The following is a 17,783-nucleotide window of genomic DNA, read 5'->3' on the forward strand; positions in this document are numbered from 1 at the left end:
AATTCGGCGGTGGCCGAGAGGGCGGGAATTGATTCATCGAGCCGGTAAAAAAAAGAAACAGCTGCCGGAATCGCTGCTGTTTTCCAATGCCTTAATGCCATTTTGTGCAATGCCTCCTTGATGGGATCAATTGCACAGGGCAGGATCACACGGCCAAATGCTTTTTGACCTGCTCCTCGCTCAGCGCAGAGGAACTGCCCTCGGCAACGATCGTCCCTTTATCGAGCACGTAATAATAATCCGCGATGCTTGTGGCAAAGGTGAGACTCTGCTCGACCAGCAGAACGGACATCCGCTTGCTCGCTTTAATCGATTCAATCACCTGTTCAATCTCCATCACGATGGACGGCTGGATGCCTTCCATCGGCTCGTCCAGAAGGATCAGCTGCGGCTCGGCTACGAGCGCACGGGCAATGGAAAGCTGCTGCTGCTGGCCCCCGCTTAAATCCCCGCCCTTGCGGCGCATCATTTCTCTCAGCACCGGAAACATCTCGTAGACGGAATCCGGCACGCCTTTGCGGCGGACGCTGCCGGCCTCCAGACCGAGCAGCAGATTCTCCTCGACGGTCAGCATCGGGAAAATATCCCTTCCCTGCGGCACATAGCCGATGCCTGCCTTCGCCCGCTTATCCGGGGAAGTGTGGGTGAGCTCACGCTCGTTGTAGGTGATGGTTCCCCTGCGGGGCTTGATCAGGCCCATGATTGTTTTCATGAGCGTCGTTTTGCCGACTCCGTTGCGGCCCATCAGGCAGACCACCTGGCCGGGCTCAACCTGCATGCGGACGTTCCGGAGAATCATGCTTTCTCCATAACCTGCCTCCAGCTCCTGAATGCTAAGCATCGCGCTCACCCCTTCTTCCCAAGTAAACCTCGGCCACTTTATCGTCGTTTTGGATGTCCTGCATCGTTCCTTCGCGCAGCACAGTGCCTTCATGCATCACCGTAACGGTTTTGGCGAACTGGCGCACAAATTCCATGTCGTGCTCCACGACGACGATCGTCTGCTGGTCACTGATTTTATGCAGCAGCTCGCCGGTTTTCTCGGTCTCGCTGTCGGTCATGCCGGCGGCCGGTTCATCCAGCAGCAGCAGCTCGGGCTCCTGGATGAGGAGCATGCCGATTTCAAGCCACTGCTTTTCGCCATGGGACAGGGAGCCTGCTTTATCTTTGGCCTTATGCTCCAGGCCGATCATGTGTAAGTAATATTTCATCTTATCGCGCTGCTCGGGGGTCGTTTTGGCGACGAGCGAGCTGAGAAGGCCGCGTTTCTGCCGCATGGAGAGCAATAAATTTTCCTGTACGGTCAGTGTGATGAAAATGGAGGGGGCCTGGAATTTACGGCCCACGCCGAGCTGTGCGATTTGGTGCTCCTGATGCTTGCTCAGATCGATATCCTTGAATCGAACCTTCCCTTTGGAGGGCTTGACTTTGCCGCAAAGCACATCCAGCAGCGTTGTTTTACCTGCGCCGTTCGGACCGATCAAGAAGCGCAACTCCCCTGATTGGAGGGAGAAGTCCAGTCCGCGGATGGCTTTGAAGCCTTCAAAGTCGACTTCGAGCTGTTCGATTCTCAATAAGTCGGCTGCCATTTCTTTTCTGGGTGACGTCTCCATCATGTGAGTTCCTCCTAAGCGTTTTTTACAAGCCTTCTATCCTATGTTTCCCTATTTATTTGGTCACGGCGGGATTGCCCTCGTTGTCCAGCGTGACAAGCGGGGAGGGGGGCTTGATTACAGCAGCCTTACGCCCCTGAAACCAGCCTCTTTTATCGGCAAAATCCTTGCAGGTCCCTACTATCCCTTTCGGTAAAAAGAGGACAACGACGATGAACATGGCCCCTAGAATGATCGGCCACCACTCAGGATAGGCTTCGCTGAAGCTTGTTTTGGCAGCGTTCGTGATGACTGCGCCGAGTATGGCTCCGAAGATGGAAGCCCTGCCGCCGATAGCAACCCACAGCACCATTTCTATCGATGGAACGATTCCCATTTGGGCGGGAGAGACAATGCCCTCCTGCAGGACGAACAAGATGCCGGCGAGCCCTGCCAGACCGGCGGAAATGCAATAGATGAATACTTTGTACGTTACCGGGTTGTAGCCGATAAATCGGACGCGGTTCTCCCCGTCACGAATGGCGACGAGGATTTTGCCCAACCGGCTGCCTGCGAGCCATTGGCAGAGCACAAGGGTAGCAATTACAACGAAAGCTGTAATGTAGTAGAACGTCAGCTTGGTTGAAGGCTCTCCCATCGGCAGGCCAAGGAAGGTATCGAAGTTGGTTAATCCGTTCGTGCCGCCGGTATAGCCCTGCTGTCCGACGAAAAGCGTCACCGTGATGATCACGAGAGCCTGTGACAAGATCGAGAAGAACGAGCCTTTGATCCGGTTCCGGAAGGTCAAGTAGCCTAGCAGGAAGGCGACCGCCATAGGCACAAGGATCGCTAACACAATAGCCGCAGCCGCCGACTGAAAGGGGAGCCAGAAGGCAGGCAGCTTGTCGACGCCGCTCCAGGACATGAAGTCGGGAAGCTCCCCGTGTGAAGCGACGAGCTTCAGATGCATTGCCATGCAGTAGGCTCCCAGTCCGAAATAGACACCGTGACCGAGACTCAGGATACCGGTGTAGCCCCAGATCAGGTCGAGCCCCATCGCAATGATGGCGTAGGCCAGAAACTTCCCGAGCAGCGACAGCCGGAATTCGGAGAGAAACATCGGCGCTGCGAGCATGACAGCAAACAAAATGAGCGTAAATGCAATTTTTATTTTCGTGTTGGATAGAGATAAATTCATGGGTATCTGCCCCCTCTTTAATCCAGTGCCCGGGATCGGGTGGTGACCAAGCCTGAAGGCTTCCACTGCAGGAATGCAATGATCAGCGTAAACACAATGACTTTGCCGAGCGTTGCGCTGGTCGTGTACTCGAAGGCGGTGTTCAGTACACCGATGCCGAGTGCGCCCGCCACGGTGCCGATGATTTTGCCAATGCCGCCCAAAACGACAACCATGAAGGCATCGACGATGTAATAGGTGCCGATGGAAGGTCCGATCGGACCGATCAGCGTCAGGGCGCAGCCTGCGATACCGGCCATGCCGGAGCCGAAGGCAAAGGCCTGCGCATCAACACGCCGGGTGGAGATGCCAAGGCAGGAGGCCATACTGCGGTTTTGCATAACGGCCTGCATATTGCGGCCTCCGCGACTGCGATATTGGTACAAATAAATAATCGTGATGCACACGATGACGAGCCCGATGATAAACAGCCGCTTGTAGGGCAGCGTCAAATCTGCGCTAAGCGCTAGACCGCCCTCAAGCCATTCCGGCGCTTTGACTGCGACATTCGGCGCGCCGAATATTTGTCTTGCCAGCTGCTGCAGGACGAGACTGACGCCCCAAGTGGCAAGCAGACTGTCGAGCGGGCGGCCGTACAGGAAGCGGATGAGGGTATATTCGAGCAGCCAGCCGATAGCGAAAGCTACGGCAAAGGCAACGCCAATCGAGAGAACGAAGTACCAGCCGAAGGCGGAGGCGGGCATAAATTTCTGGAACAGCTGCTGGATCGTATAGGCCATGTAGGCGCCGATCATAATGAACTCGCCGTGCGCCATATTGATGACATTCATCAAACCGAACGTGATGGCAAGCCCCAGAGCGATAAGCAGCAGAATCGAGCTTAACGAAATACCGTTAAATAATTGAAGTAACAGTAAGCCCATCGGCTTCAACCTCCTTCTTTAAAACGCAAGACTGCCCGCAAAGGGGCAGCCCCGTCCATTGGTTCTTCTTCAAATTGTGCTGCGTCTAAGCCGTCGTTATTTTTTCGTAACCTCTGCGCCCCAAGGATAGGTTTTGAGGAATGGATCCGGTTTGACCGGCTGTCCGGAATTCCATACTTCTTTAATGAGCCCGTCGGCCTGCACTTGACCGATGCGTACGGTTTTGAACACGTGCTGGTTATCGCCGTCGATTTTGACCTTGCCGCCAGGTGCACTGAACTCGATGCCTTTGGCAGCTTCCTTGACTTTGTCTACATCCACGGATCCGGCCTTTTTCACGGCTTCCGCCCACAGGTAGACGCCAAAGTAGCCTGCTTCGATCGGATCGTCCGTCACGCGGTCTTTGCCGTACTTCGCTTTGTAAGCTTCAACGAACTTTTTGTTTTCCGGCGTATCCGTTGTTTGGTAGTAGTTCCATGCAGTATAGTGTCCTTCCAGCACGGAAGCGCCGATCCCGCGGATTTCTTCCTCCGCCACACTAACGGATAGGGTGGTCAGATCCTTTGATGTGATGCCTGCATCCTTCAATTGCTTGAAGAAGGCTACGTTGCTGTCGCCGTTCAAAGTATTGAAGACAACATCCGGCTTTTCCTTTTTGATCTTACTAATAATTGTGTTGTAATCGGTATGTCCGAGCGGCGTATATTCTTCGGCAATCAGGGTGCCGCCTTCCGCTTTCAACTGCTCTTTAATAATTTTGTTGGCCGTTCTAGGGAACACGTAATCGGAGCCGAGCAAGAAAAACTTCTTGCCTTTGTTTTGCAGCAGCCACGAGACTGCCGGTACGATTTGCTGGTTCGTTGTCGCCCCGGTATAGAAAATGTTGGGTGAAGCCTCCAGGCCCTCGTATTGAACCGGATAGAAAAAGAGTCCTTTGTTTTGCTCGACTACAGGAAGCACGGCTTTACGGCTTGCCGATGTCCATCCTCCGAAGATAACCGCTGTTTTGTCTTTTTGCAGCAGCTTCTTTGTTTTCTCTGCGAATGTCGGCCAATCGGAAGCGCCATCCTCGATGATCGGCTTCAGCTGCTTCCCGAGCACGCCCCCAGCCTTGTTGATTTCTTCGATGGCCATCATCTCGGCATCCTTAACGGATACTTCGCTAATAGACATGGTTCCCGTAAGGGAGTGCAGGATGCCTACCGGAATCGTGTCGCTTCCTGCATTCGCCGGCTTTGCGTCGGTTTTCGTTTCTGTCGCTGCAGGTGTAGCGGCTGGCTTGGCGGTTGATGCGCAGCCGGCCAGCAATGCGGTGAGTGACATGCACACCGCCATTAAAACTTTGATCCCTTTTTTCTGTACCTTCATCCTATCCACTCCTCTTTAAATAATGGGTACTCCCCATGGCATCATGCATGATGCCGGTGAGTAGAGCATAGCTTGCCAACAGTTCAATCCGGCAAGCCAGTGAGTTCTATCCGCGTCATGGAAGCCGATGAATATCCGGATATTTCATGCTGTAAAATTCATTTGGAACGTTTTCTCACATGACATATCATAGATTATGCGTTAAGTTTGTGTCAATATACATTACACGAAAAATATTTTCGAGCTAACCTTCGGCTTTTTAATTCCTTATTCAGGGATATTATCCTTTTATGACCGAAAAATAGCTAAAAATGCGTAATATCCATTGAATTTTGAGGGAAGTAAAATGACATTGGAGATTTACAGTTGGTAAAATAGCGAATATAATATACTCAGATGCTATTCAATATTCGTCTTTATCACGTCAGGTTATATAACATTAATGAAGATTTGTGTACATGGGTCCTAAGGAGGAACTTCAATTATGCATTTAACGGAAAGGGAAAAAGAAAAGCTGCTCATTACCGTCGCCGCGGATTTGGCCCGAAGAAGGCTTCAGCGGGGTGTGAAGTTGAATTATCCTGAAAGCATAGCTTTAATTACCTCGGAAATTATGGAGGGAGCGCGCGATGGGATGACGGTGGCTCAGCTTATGCAATACGGGACGACTATTCTTAAAGCGGATCAGGTGATGGAGGGTGTCCCTCAAATGATACATGAGGTACAGGTAGAAGCGACCTTTCCCGACGGGACCAAGCTCGTTACCGTTCATCAACCAATAGGACATTAATGGGGAGGAGCACGAGGATGATTCCAGGCGAATACCGTGTCAAAGATGGAGAAATTACGCTGAATGCCGGCAAAAAAACAGTCGACCTTCTTGTCATTAATGCTGGAGACCGTCCGGTGCAGGTGGGCTCTCATTATCATTTTTTTGAAGTGAACCGCGGGCTTCTGTTTGAACGGGAGCAGGCATTCGGTATGCGGTTGAACATTCCGGCAGGTACGGCGGTCCGGTTCGAGCCGGGCGAAGAGAAGCCGGTCCAGCTCGTGGAGCTTGGCGGAGCAAAGCTATCCTACGGCTTGAACAGCTTAAGTCAAGGAGAGGCTGTTCCGGGGGCGCTTCCCGCCGAAGTGAAAAAACGGCTGGATGAATGGAAGGAAGGGGTGTAGCTAACGTGGCAACGATGAGTCGAAAAGCCTATGCGCAAATGTTCGGTCCTACGGTCGGAGATGCCGTTCGGTTAGCGGATACGGAGCTGTGGGCCGAGATCGAAGCGGATCATACCGTGTACGGGGAAGAATGCAAGTTCGGCGGGGGAAAGGTCATTCGCGACGGTATGGGTCAATCCAGCCGGCATACCCGCGATCAAGGCGTACTGGATACCTTGATTACGAATGCCATCATTATTGATCATTGGGGTGTCGTGAAGGCCGATATCGGCATCAAGGACGGCCTGATCGCAGGTATTGGCAAAGCGGGAAATCCCGATCTGATGGACGGGGTGCATCCGAATATGGTTGTTGGAGCCAGCACAGAGGTGATCGCAGGAGAGGGCAAAATCATTACCGCCGGGGGCATCGACACCCATATTCATTATATATGCCCTCAGCAAATCGAAACGGCACTCGCATCCGGCGTGACGACGATGATCGGCGGAGGTACAGGTCCTGCCGCGGGAACGAGCGCTACGACGTGTACGCCTGGCGCTTGGCACATGTACCGCATGCTGGAGGCGGCGGAGGCGTTCCCGATGAACCTTGGCTTCACCGGCAAAGGCAACGCCGCTTTCACAGCCCCGCTCGTGGAGCAGGTGGAAGCGGGGGCGATCGGGCTGAAGCTGCATGAGGACTGGGGCACGACGCCCGCGGCGATCGATGCGTGTCTGAAGGTGGCGGACCAGTACGACGTGCAGGTCGCGATCCACACCGACACATTGAATGAAGCGGGCTTCGTCGAGGATACGCTCGCAGCCATCGGCGGCCGTACGATTCATACGTACCATACCGAAGGCGCCGGCGGCGGGCATGCTCCGGATATTATCCGTGCTGCCGCGGAGCTGAATGTGCTTCCGTCGTCAACGAATCCGACCCGTCCTTACACGGTGAATACAGTGGAAGAGCATCTCGATATGCTGATGGTTTGCCATCATCTTGACAGCCGCATTCCGGAGGATGTCGCTTTTGCGGATTCGCGGATCCGGCCGGAGACGATTGCGGCCGAAGATATTTTGCACGACATGGGCGTGTTCAGCATGCTCAGCTCCGATTCACAGGCGATGGGCCGGGTCGGCGAAGTGATTATCCGCACGTGGCAAACGGCGGATAAGATGAAGAAACAGCGCGGCTATTTGCCCGCGCCGGGGGAGACCTCCGAGCCTGCGAGCGAGCAGGACAACTTCCGTATTAAGCGCTATGTCGCCAAATACACGATTAACCCTGCGATTACCCACGGGATCAGCCACCTTGTCGGTTCGGTGGAGGTGGGTAAGCTGGCTGATCTTGTCGTGTGGAGCCCGATGTTCTTCGGCATCAAGCCGGATTTGGTGCTCAAAGGGGGCATTATCGCCTACGCCCAAATGGGCGACCCCAACGCTTCGATCCCGACGCCGCAGCCTGTCTTCGGCAGACCGATGTTCGGCTCCTTCGGGAAAGCGTTGAATCACAACATTACGTTCATCTCCCAAGCTGCTTACGATCTAGGAGTGCACGAGAAGCTGGGCCTGCAAAAGCGGATCGAGCCGGTGAAAAACTGCCGCAGCGTGACCAAGAAGGATATGATCCATAACGGCGAGACGCCGAAGCTGGAGGTCAACCCGGAAACGTACGAGGTAAAGGTGGATGGCACGGCGATAACTTGCGAGCCTGCTGTGGAGCTGCCTATGGCGCAGAGGTATTTTCTTTTCTAATTCTTTCTTTCTATATTTTAGCGAATCCATTTAAAAAGGCGGAGATATTTCCTTCCTTTGCGGCGCTGGGCTTTTTAAATGGAGGAGTGGAGGGTACTCATGCAGCAACCAAACCCGCCTTCTTGGCTCTCCTATGTACAATTGCTGGATTCCGCCCTGCCGATCGGCGGCTTCTCACATTCGTTCGGCCTGGAGACGCTGGTGCAGCTGGGCGTCGTCGAGCAGCCTGTGCAGCTGAAGCAATATATTGAAACAATGCTGTACCAGAGCTGGGCTCCGGTGGATGCGCTCGCGGTCAAGGCCGTATATCTATATGCGCCGAACCAGGAATGGTCGTCCCTCTGGGAGGTGGACCGCACCCAGCATGTGCAGAGAACGGCCGTGGAAACGAGAGAAGGCGTCGTCAAAATGGGCCGCAGGCTGCAGCAGCTCGCCCGGGCCATGTACCCGGATCTGCCGTGGAACATTCTGCTGGCTGCCGTTCGGGACCGGCAATGCTTCGGAACCCATCCGTTGATTCACGGCTGGCTCAGCTACCATCTTCGGGTGCCGCTTGCGATGGCGGCCGAAGGCTACCTGTATGCCTGTACAATGACATGCATCAACAGCGGTCTTCGGCTGATGTCCATCGGCCAGACCGAGGGGCAGCGGCTATTGTCGGAGCTGCTTCCGGTCATTACCGACGCATGGCGCAGCGTGGAATCGCTGGACCCGCTGGAGGACGGCTTTGGCAACACCCCATCAGCGGACATCGCCATGATGCGCCACGAGGCGCTTTATTCCAGATTATTTATGTCTTAATCTATCGCTGCCATTTTATATAAACAGGAGGCTGACGCATATGTGTCAAGGATCATCGCATCATCATCATTGGGAAACGCCGGACCACCCGCACATGGATCGTCCTATGAGAATCGGAATCGGAGGGCCGGTCGGATCAGGGAAAACGGCGCTTGTCGAGCGTCTGGCACGCAGGCTTAATGATCGTTACAGCATCGCTGTGATCACAAATGATATCTATACAAAGGAAGACGCGAATATTTTGATTCGCTCGGAGGCTTTGCCGGCGGAACGCATTATCGGTGTGGAGACGGGCGGCTGCCCGCATACGGCGATCCGCGAGGACGCATCGATGAACTTTGAAGCGATCGAGGAGCTGGAGAACCGTTTCTCCCATCTGGATATCATTTTTATCGAGAGCGGCGGGGATAACCTCGCGGCAGCGTTCAGCCCCGAATTGGTGGATCGCTTCATCTATATTATCGACGTGGCGCAGGGGGAGAAAATCCCCCGCAAGGGCGGCCCGGGCATCATTCGCTCCGACATGCTCGTCATCAACAAAATCGATCTGGCTCCCCATGTCAGAGCGAGCCTGGCGGTCATGGAGGAAGATACATTGAAAATGCGCGGGGAGAGACCGTTTGTCTTCTCCAATCTGTTCGACGGCCAAGGTCTGGATACGATCGTGGATTGGATCGAGAAGGAATTTCACCGTGCCTAGCATCACCGGCTGCATCTCCGCTTCCTTCGCGGAAGTGGAAGGGCAGACAAAATTAAGCGATAGAATGCACGCTTATCCGCTCAAAATCGCCAAAGCCTTCCCGTTCGATGGAGGCCAGCTCGGAGTTTACGTCATGGACGCGTCGCCGGGGATCATGTCCGGGGACCGCTATGAGCTGGATTGGCGGTTCGGCGAGGAAACGCAAGTGTTCATTACCAATCAGTCGTACACCAAGGTGCATCCGGCTTACGCGCACCCGCTCAGCGAGCAGAAGCAATCGCTCACGCTCCTTCGAGGCAGCTACGTCGAGTACATGCCCGAACCGTTAATGCTGTATAAGGACGCCGTTCTTTCCAGCACCATGGAGGTTCGGATGGAACCGGGCTCCGCTTTATTGTTAACAGACCTCGTATGCCCGGGCCGAACCCACCGGGGGGAAATTTTTCACTATACGCTGTACCAAAACAAGCTTTCCGTCTATTATGATAACGAACTGATTTGTGCAGCCAGACAAAGGGTTGAGCCGGGAAGACAGAGGCTTGCCGGAATCGGCAGCTGGTCGGACTATACCCACAGCGGCTCCTTGTACTTGTTCTATGACGGCATCGGGGAGACGTTCATCGAGCAGCTTCGGGAGTTTATCGAGCATGTGCTGCAGGAACGTTCAGACCAGGCGGCTGCCGGGAGGGCGGTTCAGCAGTCTCCGCTTTATTACGGGCTCAGCCGCGCATACAAGCACGGTCTGATCCTTTCGGTGCTCGGGCATAAGGTACATGCAATCCAATTTTTGCTGGAAGCGGTTTGGCAATATATCCGCAAGGAGCTTTTTGACAAACCTCCACTCCAGGTGCGAAAATAAGACTGGCAAGCACAATACAACAAACCATCATTCCGTCCGCGGTAGTTGCTGCGGCGGATTTTTCACTTTGAAGGAGGGTCCGGCATGACGAATTTGTTGATTCTGGGCATGCTGCTGCAGCGGCCGATGCACGGATACGAGCTGCAGCAGCAAATCCAAAGCCAGCGGCTGGACGTTTGGTCCAACGTGCTGTCCGGCTCCATTTACTATGCTTTGAACAAGATGGAGCACGAAGGTCTTGTTGTGACGGAATCGGAGGAGCGGACCGGCGCACGGCTTCGCAAAACGTATGCCATTACAGAGCAGGGCCGCCAGACGTTCATGGAGCTGCTTCGTTCCGCGATGGTTCAGCCGCCGCACGAGACCGGATCGGCCTTTTTCACGATGATTCCTTGGCTGTCTTTTTTGGAAAAAAGGGATGCTTTGGTGTTTTTGCAGCAAAATAAGCAGAGGCTGGAAGATATGCGCCTGGTTTGGGTTAGCCGAAGGGAAGAAAGAGCGGTAGTTGAACAGACGGGACCCATCCTGTGGGCCATGGACAACACGATCGAAATCATAGATGCGGATCTGCGGTTTATGCGGAAGCTGATGCAGGCTTTGGAATAATGGCAGATGGTTCCACAGGAAAAGCCGTGTTCAAGTAATTGTTGATTTCGGTTCGCAATATATCGACAATATTTTGAATTCATCATGCCTTTTGTTGTCAAACGGGTATGAGGTTGATATGATAAAGGAGAAATGCGGGGGCAGGCAAATCCCCTCGCCGATCTTTGTGAACATAGTCACTAGGTTATCGCATCAAAGGTACTTTTCAATATAGAAAAGTCATGCTACGAACCAAGCTTTCCTGAGGGAGGCTTTAAGGAGGTACAATACCGTGGGAAAACAAATAGGGCTGGATCTTCCGGCGGATTCTGCTGCAGCTGTTGCAGAGTCGCAGCACGCGGATCAAGTCGATCAAGGACCTGTCACTTGGAGAGATTTTGTGCAGCTGGCCAAGCCGGGCATTATTTTTTCGAATTCGATCACTGCGTTCGGCGGCTTCTGGGTCGCATCCGGATGGCATGTGAATTGGCTGCAAATGCTGTATACGATGATTGGAACCGCGTTAGTCATGGCATCAGGCTGCGTGCTCAACAATTATCTTGACCGTGATCTGGACACCAAGATGGCCAGAACCCAGAACCGGGCAACGGCAACTGGAAAGCTGTCCGCGCAGGTGGTTTTGTGGTACGGCATTATTCTCGGCATCATCGGGGTATCGGGGCTTTGGCTGCTCGTCAATCCGATTTCGGCGCTGCTCGGAATGCTCGGTCTGTTTCTTTACGTTTGGGTGTATACGGCGTGGTTTAAGCGTACCTCGGTTTGGAGTACCTTTGTAGGAAGCTTCTCCGGAGCGGTACCGCCTGTCATCGGATACTGTGCGGTTCGTCAAGATATCGATGCCGGCGCCTTGATTTTGTTTGGCATCATGTTCCTGTGGCAGCCTCCCCATTTCTGGGCTCTCGGCATTCGCCGTGTAGAAGAATACCGTGCCGCAGGCTTTCCTCTGCTGCCAGTGGTCAAAGGCTCGTTTGTGACCAAAATGGCGATGATCCGCTATGTTGTGCTGATCGTGCCCGTTTCCCTGCTTTTGTATGTATATGGTTATGTGAACGTCATTTATTTCTACGCCGCCGCCGCGATGGGCTTGTACTGGGCGTTCCTCTCCATCAAGGGCTTCAAAGCGGAGGACGAAGTGCTCTGGGCGAAAAAGATGTTCATTTATTCGATCAATTATTTAACGCTGTTGTTCATTATTATTGTTTTGACAACAGTGAAAACACCTGTGGGCTAAGCAAACGCCAAAGTCCATAGCTGAATACAACTGGAATGCGATGAAGTCCCATGACAGCATGGGGCTTTTTTTGCAGAAATGACGAGGAGATGATACATAGTGGAAGCTGGTGCAAATGCAGGAGGGCAAGGTAAGTGGTTCAAAATTGTAGTCGTGGTGCTGCTGCTGGCCATGATCGGAACGTTCGCTTACATGCTGATGAAGGGGAAAGAGGAGAAGCTGGGCGTTATCCGCAAAACGCCGGACTTCAAGCTGGAGAATCTGGACGGGAAACAGGTCGGCTCGGCGGAGCTGGCAGGAAAAGTGAAGCTGGTTTATTTCTTCTATTCCACTTGTCCGGACGTATGTCCGCCGACGACGTATACGTTGTCCAAAATTCAAGATCAATTGGTGAAAAAAGGCGGCTTCGGCGATAAAACGGCGATCGTCTCGATCAGCTTCGACCCGACCAAGGATACGACGGCGCAGCTGAAGGAGTTCTCAAGCCGATACCATCCCGACTATAAAGGCTGGTACTTCCTGCGTGCGAATGAAGAGAAGACAGTGCTTGACCTTGCGCAGCAGTTCGGTCTTATGGTCATTAAAGACCCGCAAGGCGGAACGTTCACGCATCAAAACTTTATTTTGCTGGTAGATAAAAAAGGCGACATGCGCAGCTACTACGACGGCAGCGATGCCGATTTGAACATTGATAAAATTACGCAGGATATGATGAACCTGACGAAAGAATAGGATGGCACCTAAGAAAGAAGGCACCTGGGAGAGCAAACAACCATGACCTATTTTACGCACATATTGTTGAACAATGTCATTCCCTTGACGATAATGATCGCTCTCGGCGCGGGTCTTTACCGGGCCTTCAAACTGGATATCAAGACATTGTCCAAGCTGAACTTTTATTTGTTTTCTCCGGCGCTCGTGTTCAAAATGCTGTATGAGTCCGAATTAACGATGTCATTGCTCGGACAGACGCTGATATTTTTTCTTATCTATTTTGCTGCCATGTACCTGCTGGTGGAGCTCGTGATGAAATGGCGCGGGTACCAAGGGGGCATGGTGACGGCGATGCGCAACAGCGTTATTTTCTACAATAGTGCCAATTATGCGATTCCGCTGAATCAGCTCGTTTTCGTAGGAGATGCGTTCACGCTATCGATCCAGATTATCATCATGATGATGCAAAGCCTGCTGCCGAATACATATGGCATCTATAGCGTCAATGCTCATAAGCAGGACCCGAAGCAATCGCTCAAAACCATTATGACGCTGCCGATTATCTATGTCATTCCGTTGGCTTTTCTGATGAGAGGGCTTCACATTCCGGTGCCAGAGCCGATTTATGCTCCGATTAATTATATTTCTAACGCATTTATTGCAACTGCACTTATCACTTTGGGGGTACAGCTGGGCAGTATGAAATGGCAGCTGAGATTTTCGGACGTCATGCTGTCCAATGTGCTTCGGCTCCTTATTGGTCCGGCTGTAGGCTTTGTCGTTGTTTGGTTGATGGGGATTCAAGGAGCTATGGCACAGGCACTGGTCCTATCGTGTGCCGTACCCACGTCGCTGAGCAGCGTGCTGATCGCCGTAGAGTACGACAATGAACCCGAGTTCTCGTCGCAGGTCGTGTTTTCTTCAACGATATTTAGTATTTTCACGGTGACTATCGTCATTTATTTAATGAAATTTATTTCGTAATCGAGGGCTTCGTCACCTGCATCGGTAGAGCCGGATCCTGCGGAGGGTAAATAATGTACTCTTCCAGGCCGGCTTTTTCTAATTGCTGGATGATATATTCATCAGGGGTTCCTTCGACACCGGCATAGCCTCTTCGGGTGTAAATTTGCTCCGAATCGGGAAATGTATCCCTGAGAATCCCTCTGATTTTTTTGCCGGACGCATCATTGTCGGTGAACAGGAACACTTCATCCTGGCCTGCTTTTTTCTTAAGCGATTCCAGCTTATCGGTGTTCAGGGAGCCGAATGTGCATACAATCGAAACCTCGCCCGTTAAAAGACGGCGGAGCCTGCTTTTATCATTCTTTCCTTCGACGATGATCGTGATAGCCAATGAAATTCACCTGCCTTGTCTGTGTTGGACTTTAAAGGCTTTGTAAGTAGTATATCCAGTTTTGACAAACGTTCCAAGCCTTTTCATCGCGTTCTTATTTCCTAGGAAATGCCGGTTACCGAAGCAGAAGACTTGACGACGATGCAGCGTTCCTTTAGTATGAGGTTATTAACTATATAAAAGTAAGCGAGAACTGGCAAAAGCCATAAGGAGAGAGCCGAGATGAAAATGACCGTCTACCCGCCTCAAAAGCAAGCGATCGGAGCCTTCGACGGGGGGAGCATTACAGAACAAAAACCGATTGGCTTTCCCGGCGAAGGCTCGGCCGTGAAGCGAATCGGACCGCTATTTTACTGGGCTTGGGCTCATGCGCCGGAGGAAGGCTTCATTCCGATGCATCCGCATCAGGCGTTTGAAATCATTACGTATATGGTACATGGGCAGGCGGAGCATGCCGATACTTTGGGAACGCGAAGTGTAGTGCATGCGGGCGGGGCACAGGTTATGCAGACAGGATCGGGCGTGTCGCACAGCGAGCGGTTCGTCGGACCGGATTCCGAAGGATTTCAAATTTGGTTTGAGCCTTTGATTCGGGAAGCACTGCAGCGGAAGCCGACTTACAATCAATACGAGCACGAGGCCTTCCCGACGCTCCAATCGGAGGGGATGACGGTCAAAACAATCATTGGGAAGGGTTCGCCCATTGATTTGGTGGCAGCCATGAACATGTGGGATGTGGAGCTGCTGCCCGGCTTTACATACCGGCATATGCTGCAGGCAGGCCAAAGCCTTGCTGCACTGGCTATCCGTGGTGACGGAGGAGCCTGGACGGTGTCGGAGCGGACCAAGAACACAGTAACCCCGGTCAGCTTCCATAACAAGGATTTCTCCGTGCTCGAAGCGGATGAGGAGGAGGCCGAGCTGCTGTTAACAGCGGATTCCAAGCTTCGCATCATCCTGATCGAAGTGCCGACAAACGTCGATTATCCGTTATACCAGAAACGATAAGCAGCAGGACTGTTTCCATGCAGAGCGATGCTGCTGGGATCGTTCATCTCGAATATTGAAAAAAACGGCCTGGCGCACGATGCCCAGGCCGTTCTTATTGGAGAGTGGTTGCTTGCTTAAGAGTGATACCTTACCTTGCGATTAGTTGATGAAATTTGCTTTCGTTAACAAGCGCTTCAGCATTGTAGCCGATTGGGCGCGTGTTGCTTGGCTTGCAGGTGCAATCGTGTTGTCCGTGATTCCATCTACAATGCCTGCTTCGATGGCTTCAGCCATTTCTTGCTGACCCCAGACGATTTGGTTAGCGTCTTTGAATTTGCCAAGAAGCTCAGCTTGACGATCCGAGGATACTTCCGGTTTCGCACCCGCATAATCCAGAGCGCGAACGACCATGGCAGCAAGCTCTTCACGCGTGATCGATTGATCCGGTCTGAAGGTGTTGTCTTCGTAACCATCAATGATCTTGGCTGTAACGGCAGCTCCAACCACGCCGGAGAACCAGTTGCTGGAGTCTACGTCTTTAAAGTAAGTGCCGCCTGTTACGGTGTTGAGTCCCAGCGCACGGACAACCAATGCTGCGAATTCCGCACGGGTGATGTTACGCTCCGGCTGGAAGGACGTATCCGTTACCCCATCGATAACAAGCTTGTTAGCCAGCAGCTCGATGTTGCTTTGAGCCCAGTGGCCTTGGCTGTCAGCAAAGCTTTTATCCAGCTCGATGACGGCATAAATGCTGTTGCTGTTCCGTTTAATCACGACTTCATTCGTGCTGTCTGTGTTGTTGAAGACGGACGGCACGAAGCTTAATTTTTTCGTTGCAGGATCGTATACGACTGCAGTTGCTTTGGAAGGATTAACGGATTTGGACAATGGCAGCGTACGGCTCAGGTAGTTGCTTCCCAGATCGATAGCTTGTGATTTGTTGTCCGGGCCGAGAGCTGCGAGGTTGAAATCAACTGCTTGGCTTGCTACGGTTCCGCCCAATGCGGAGGCAGCAGTTGTCAGGCCGTTGGCATCCTCATCGCTTGCAGCGCTGATGGATACTTTAATTGTTGTATTATCAACGTCTGTTCCAAGCTTGCCAGCCAAATCTTCCAGCTTCAATACATAAAGAGGTAACAAATAAGTGCCTTTGTCATTCGTGATTTTCAATGCTTTGTTTTTGTCGCTAACATAGTCAACCAATGCTTTGGCTGGAATCAATACGAGGTCTCCGCTGAGCTTCAGCTCTACGACGTCGTTGTTGGCCAAAGCATTTTTCAATGTATTGGCGTCAAGGCTTCCGTCGGAAGAAACACTGATGGTCGAACCGCTAGGAATAGCTCCGCCACCGCCGCCACCGCCACTGTGATTGTTGTTATTCGACGAGCTCGTATTGTATACCGTATGGTATACCGAGCCGGTTACTTGCTCCAGAAGCTTCAAGTAAGCATAACTGGACAATCCGGATAGCGAGAAATTATAAGTATAGACATCATTGTACACGCTGTAGGTAGCCGTAGACGCAGTGCCGATTTTATTGCCTGATGGATCATAAACATAAACTTGGGAATTTACACTATACGTATCGGAATATACGGAACCCGATACCGTGCCGTCTTTATAAACGACATTCGTAAAACCGGTGGCCGCAAAGGCAAGAACCGGCAGCAGCGCGGAGATGATCAGCATCATGATTGTTACCTGCGCCGTTTTTTTGAAGACAGCTGGCTTCATGTAAGGCTCACTCCTATCTTTTCTGTTCGAATGGTTTACTTTTTTAAGCCCCTCGTTCATTAATGGATTCACCTCCTTCATTTAGAATCTCATTCATAATGTTCGGACGACGTTCATTCCTTTACGTCCGTCATTTCCATACTTAAATTAAAAATAGGGAAATTTGTCAAAGGTGTGAACTCGCATCCTCATCCAACTAACCATTACCCGGGATTGAACCGGGCGAACCAGCTTGTCCCGAAAAACTGTAAAACAACACAAAAAGCCTCCCGGAAAGGAGGCTGCTGAAAAAGTTACGGCTGCTTGGACGGATCATTCTTCCGATCTCTGTTGTCCCCGGATTTTTTCAATTTCAGCCCGCTTATAGCGGTCAAAATCCAGGGACAAAGGCGAACGCTTACGCTTCTGCAAAACGATTCCGTCCACTCCGCCAGTTATTCAGCGGTATCCCGGAAAGGAGGCGGTATTCGCTGGGTGAACTAGATAAAACCACGGGAAACGATAACCAAAAGGATGAACAATACAAGAATGGTTCCTACGGAAGTCCAGGCACCGTGACCGACTTCATGACATGCTCCCATTGAATTCCTCTCCTTTCGCGTTGCAGTTGTTATCTGACAATATTTATAGTATGTGGAGAGGGCTCAAGGGTCTGTGCGTACACCCATCCGCGGGAAAATGGGTACATTTGTCACGGAGGGACATTGGGTCGGCATAAGCATCCGGCAAGGCCGTGCAGGCAGCACAATTCACGGGCTTGGGTCACCGGATTTTAACGCCGCATAAGCAGGAGTAGTCTGG

20 protein-coding genes are annotated in these 17,783 nt (G+C 52.2%); 12 read left to right on the forward strand and 8 right to left on the reverse strand.

The window, feature by feature from the left end; translation table 11 throughout:
* Positions 1-145: 145 nt before the first annotated feature.
* The 5 genes from urtE to urtA all read right to left on the reverse strand — a co-directional run bounded on the left by urtE (position 146) and on the right by urtA (position 5,081).
* Positions 146-841, reverse strand: a complete 696-nt coding sequence (gene urtE, locus CF651_RS05725) for an urea ABC transporter ATP-binding subunit UrtE (protein WP_094013898.1) — start codon at positions 839-841, stop codon at positions 146-148.
* Positions 834-1,616: an urea ABC transporter ATP-binding protein UrtD gene (gene urtD, locus CF651_RS05730; protein ID WP_094013899.1), complete on the reverse strand. Its 783-nt coding sequence runs from the start codon at positions 1,614-1,616 to the stop codon at positions 834-836. The genes urtE and urtD overlap by 8 nt, the downstream gene beginning before the upstream one ends.
* A 52-nt stretch (positions 1,617-1,668) precedes the next feature.
* A complete protein-coding gene (gene urtC / locus CF651_RS05735; RefSeq protein WP_094013900.1) occupies positions 1,669-2,790 on the reverse strand; it encodes an urea ABC transporter permease subunit UrtC in 1,122 nt (373 codons plus the stop codon).
* Between the two features lie 17 nt (positions 2,791-2,807).
* Entirely contained in the window at positions 2,808-3,713 is a 906-nt protein-coding gene (gene urtB, locus CF651_RS05740) for an urea ABC transporter permease subunit UrtB (RefSeq protein WP_094013901.1), read from the reverse strand.
* Positions 3,714-3,809: 96 nt separating this feature from the next.
* Positions 3,810-5,081, reverse strand: coding sequence for an urea ABC transporter substrate-binding protein (urtA, locus tag CF651_RS05745; protein ID WP_094013902.1), 1,272 nt, complete (start codon positions 5,079-5,081; stop codon positions 3,810-3,812).
* Positions 5,082-5,565: 484 nt separating this feature from the next.
* On the opposite strand from urtA, the gene CF651_RS05750 reads away from it, so the two are divergent.
* The 10 genes from CF651_RS05750 (at position 5,566) to CF651_RS05795 (ending at position 13,885) form a co-directional block, all read left to right on the forward strand.
* Positions 5,566-5,871 (forward strand): urease subunit gamma, encoded by a 306-nt coding sequence (locus CF651_RS05750; RefSeq protein WP_094013903.1) that lies wholly within the window; start codon positions 5,566-5,568, stop codon positions 5,869-5,871.
* Positions 5,872-5,888: 17 nt separating this feature from the next.
* Entirely contained in the window at positions 5,889-6,254 is a 366-nt protein-coding gene (locus CF651_RS05755) for an urease subunit beta (protein WP_094013904.1), read from the forward strand.
* Between the two features lie 14 nt (positions 6,255-6,268).
* Complete coding sequence (ureC, locus tag CF651_RS05760) at positions 6,269-7,990, forward strand: urease subunit alpha (RefSeq protein WP_425436224.1); 1,722 nt, start codon at positions 6,269-6,271, stop codon at positions 7,988-7,990.
* A 99-nt stretch (positions 7,991-8,089) separates the two neighbouring features.
* A complete protein-coding gene (locus CF651_RS05765) occupies positions 8,090-8,791 on the forward strand; it encodes an urease accessory protein UreF (RefSeq protein WP_094013906.1) in 702 nt (233 codons plus the stop codon).
* 40 nt (positions 8,792-8,831) lie between these two features.
* A complete protein-coding gene (gene ureG / locus CF651_RS05770; RefSeq protein WP_094013907.1) occupies positions 8,832-9,491 on the forward strand; it encodes an urease accessory protein UreG in 660 nt (219 codons plus the stop codon).
* Complete coding sequence (locus tag CF651_RS05775) at positions 9,484-10,350, forward strand: urease accessory protein UreD (protein ID WP_094013908.1); 867 nt, start codon at positions 9,484-9,486, stop codon at positions 10,348-10,350. Before ureG ends, CF651_RS05775 begins: the two co-directional genes overlap by 8 nt.
* A gap of 84 nt (positions 10,351-10,434) precedes the next feature.
* Entirely contained in the window at positions 10,435-10,956 is a 522-nt protein-coding gene (locus CF651_RS05780) for a PadR family transcriptional regulator (protein ID WP_094013909.1), read from the forward strand.
* A gap of 271 nt (positions 10,957-11,227) precedes the next feature.
* Positions 11,228-12,187, forward strand: coding sequence for a heme o synthase (cyoE, locus tag CF651_RS05785; protein ID WP_245855724.1), 960 nt, complete (start codon positions 11,228-11,230; stop codon positions 12,185-12,187).
* A 99-nt stretch (positions 12,188-12,286) separates the two neighbouring features.
* Positions 12,287-12,919, forward strand: a complete 633-nt coding sequence (locus CF651_RS05790; RefSeq protein WP_245855728.1) for an SCO family protein — start codon at positions 12,287-12,289, stop codon at positions 12,917-12,919.
* Between the two features lie 42 nt (positions 12,920-12,961).
* Positions 12,962-13,885, forward strand: coding sequence for an AEC family transporter (locus CF651_RS05795; protein WP_094013910.1), 924 nt, complete (start codon positions 12,962-12,964; stop codon positions 13,883-13,885).
* Here the strand turns inward: CF651_RS05795 and CF651_RS05800 are convergent.
* Positions 13,875-14,258, reverse strand: a complete 384-nt coding sequence (locus CF651_RS05800; RefSeq protein ID WP_094013911.1) for a ribonuclease M5 — start codon at positions 14,256-14,258, stop codon at positions 13,875-13,877. The two genes, CF651_RS05795 and CF651_RS05800, sit on opposite strands and share 11 nt — an antisense overlap.
* Positions 14,259-14,480: 222 nt before the next feature.
* On the opposite strand from CF651_RS05800, the gene CF651_RS05805 reads away from it, so the two are divergent.
* On the forward strand, positions 14,481-15,266 hold the full coding sequence (locus tag CF651_RS05805) for a pirin family protein (protein ID WP_094013912.1): 786 nt from the start codon (positions 14,481-14,483) through the stop codon (positions 15,264-15,266).
* 141 nt (positions 15,267-15,407) lie between these two features.
* On the opposite strand, the gene CF651_RS05810 is transcribed toward CF651_RS05805, so the two are convergent.
* Together CF651_RS05810 and CF651_RS05820 are read right to left on the reverse strand one after the other, a co-directional pair.
* Complete coding sequence (locus CF651_RS05810; RefSeq protein WP_094014104.1) at positions 15,408-16,982, reverse strand: S-layer homology domain-containing protein; 1,575 nt, start codon at positions 16,980-16,982, stop codon at positions 15,408-15,410.
* Between the two features lie 479 nt (positions 16,983-17,461).
* Entirely contained in the window at positions 17,462-17,563 is a 102-nt protein-coding gene (locus tag CF651_RS05820; RefSeq protein ID WP_094013914.1) for a dihydroorotate dehydrogenase, read from the reverse strand.
* A 73-nt stretch (positions 17,564-17,636) separates the two neighbouring features.
* On the opposite strand from CF651_RS05820, the gene CF651_RS33105 reads away from it, so the two are divergent.
* Positions 17,637-17,768, forward strand: a complete 132-nt coding sequence (locus tag CF651_RS33105; protein ID WP_281254446.1) for a hypothetical protein — start codon at positions 17,637-17,639, stop codon at positions 17,766-17,768.
* The last annotated feature ends 15 nt before the right edge of the window (positions 17,769-17,783 follow it).

This window comes from Paenibacillus rigui (genome assembly GCF_002234615.1).
Lineage (GTDB): Bacteria > Bacillota > Bacilli > Paenibacillales > NBRC-103111 > Paenibacillus_S > Paenibacillus_S rigui.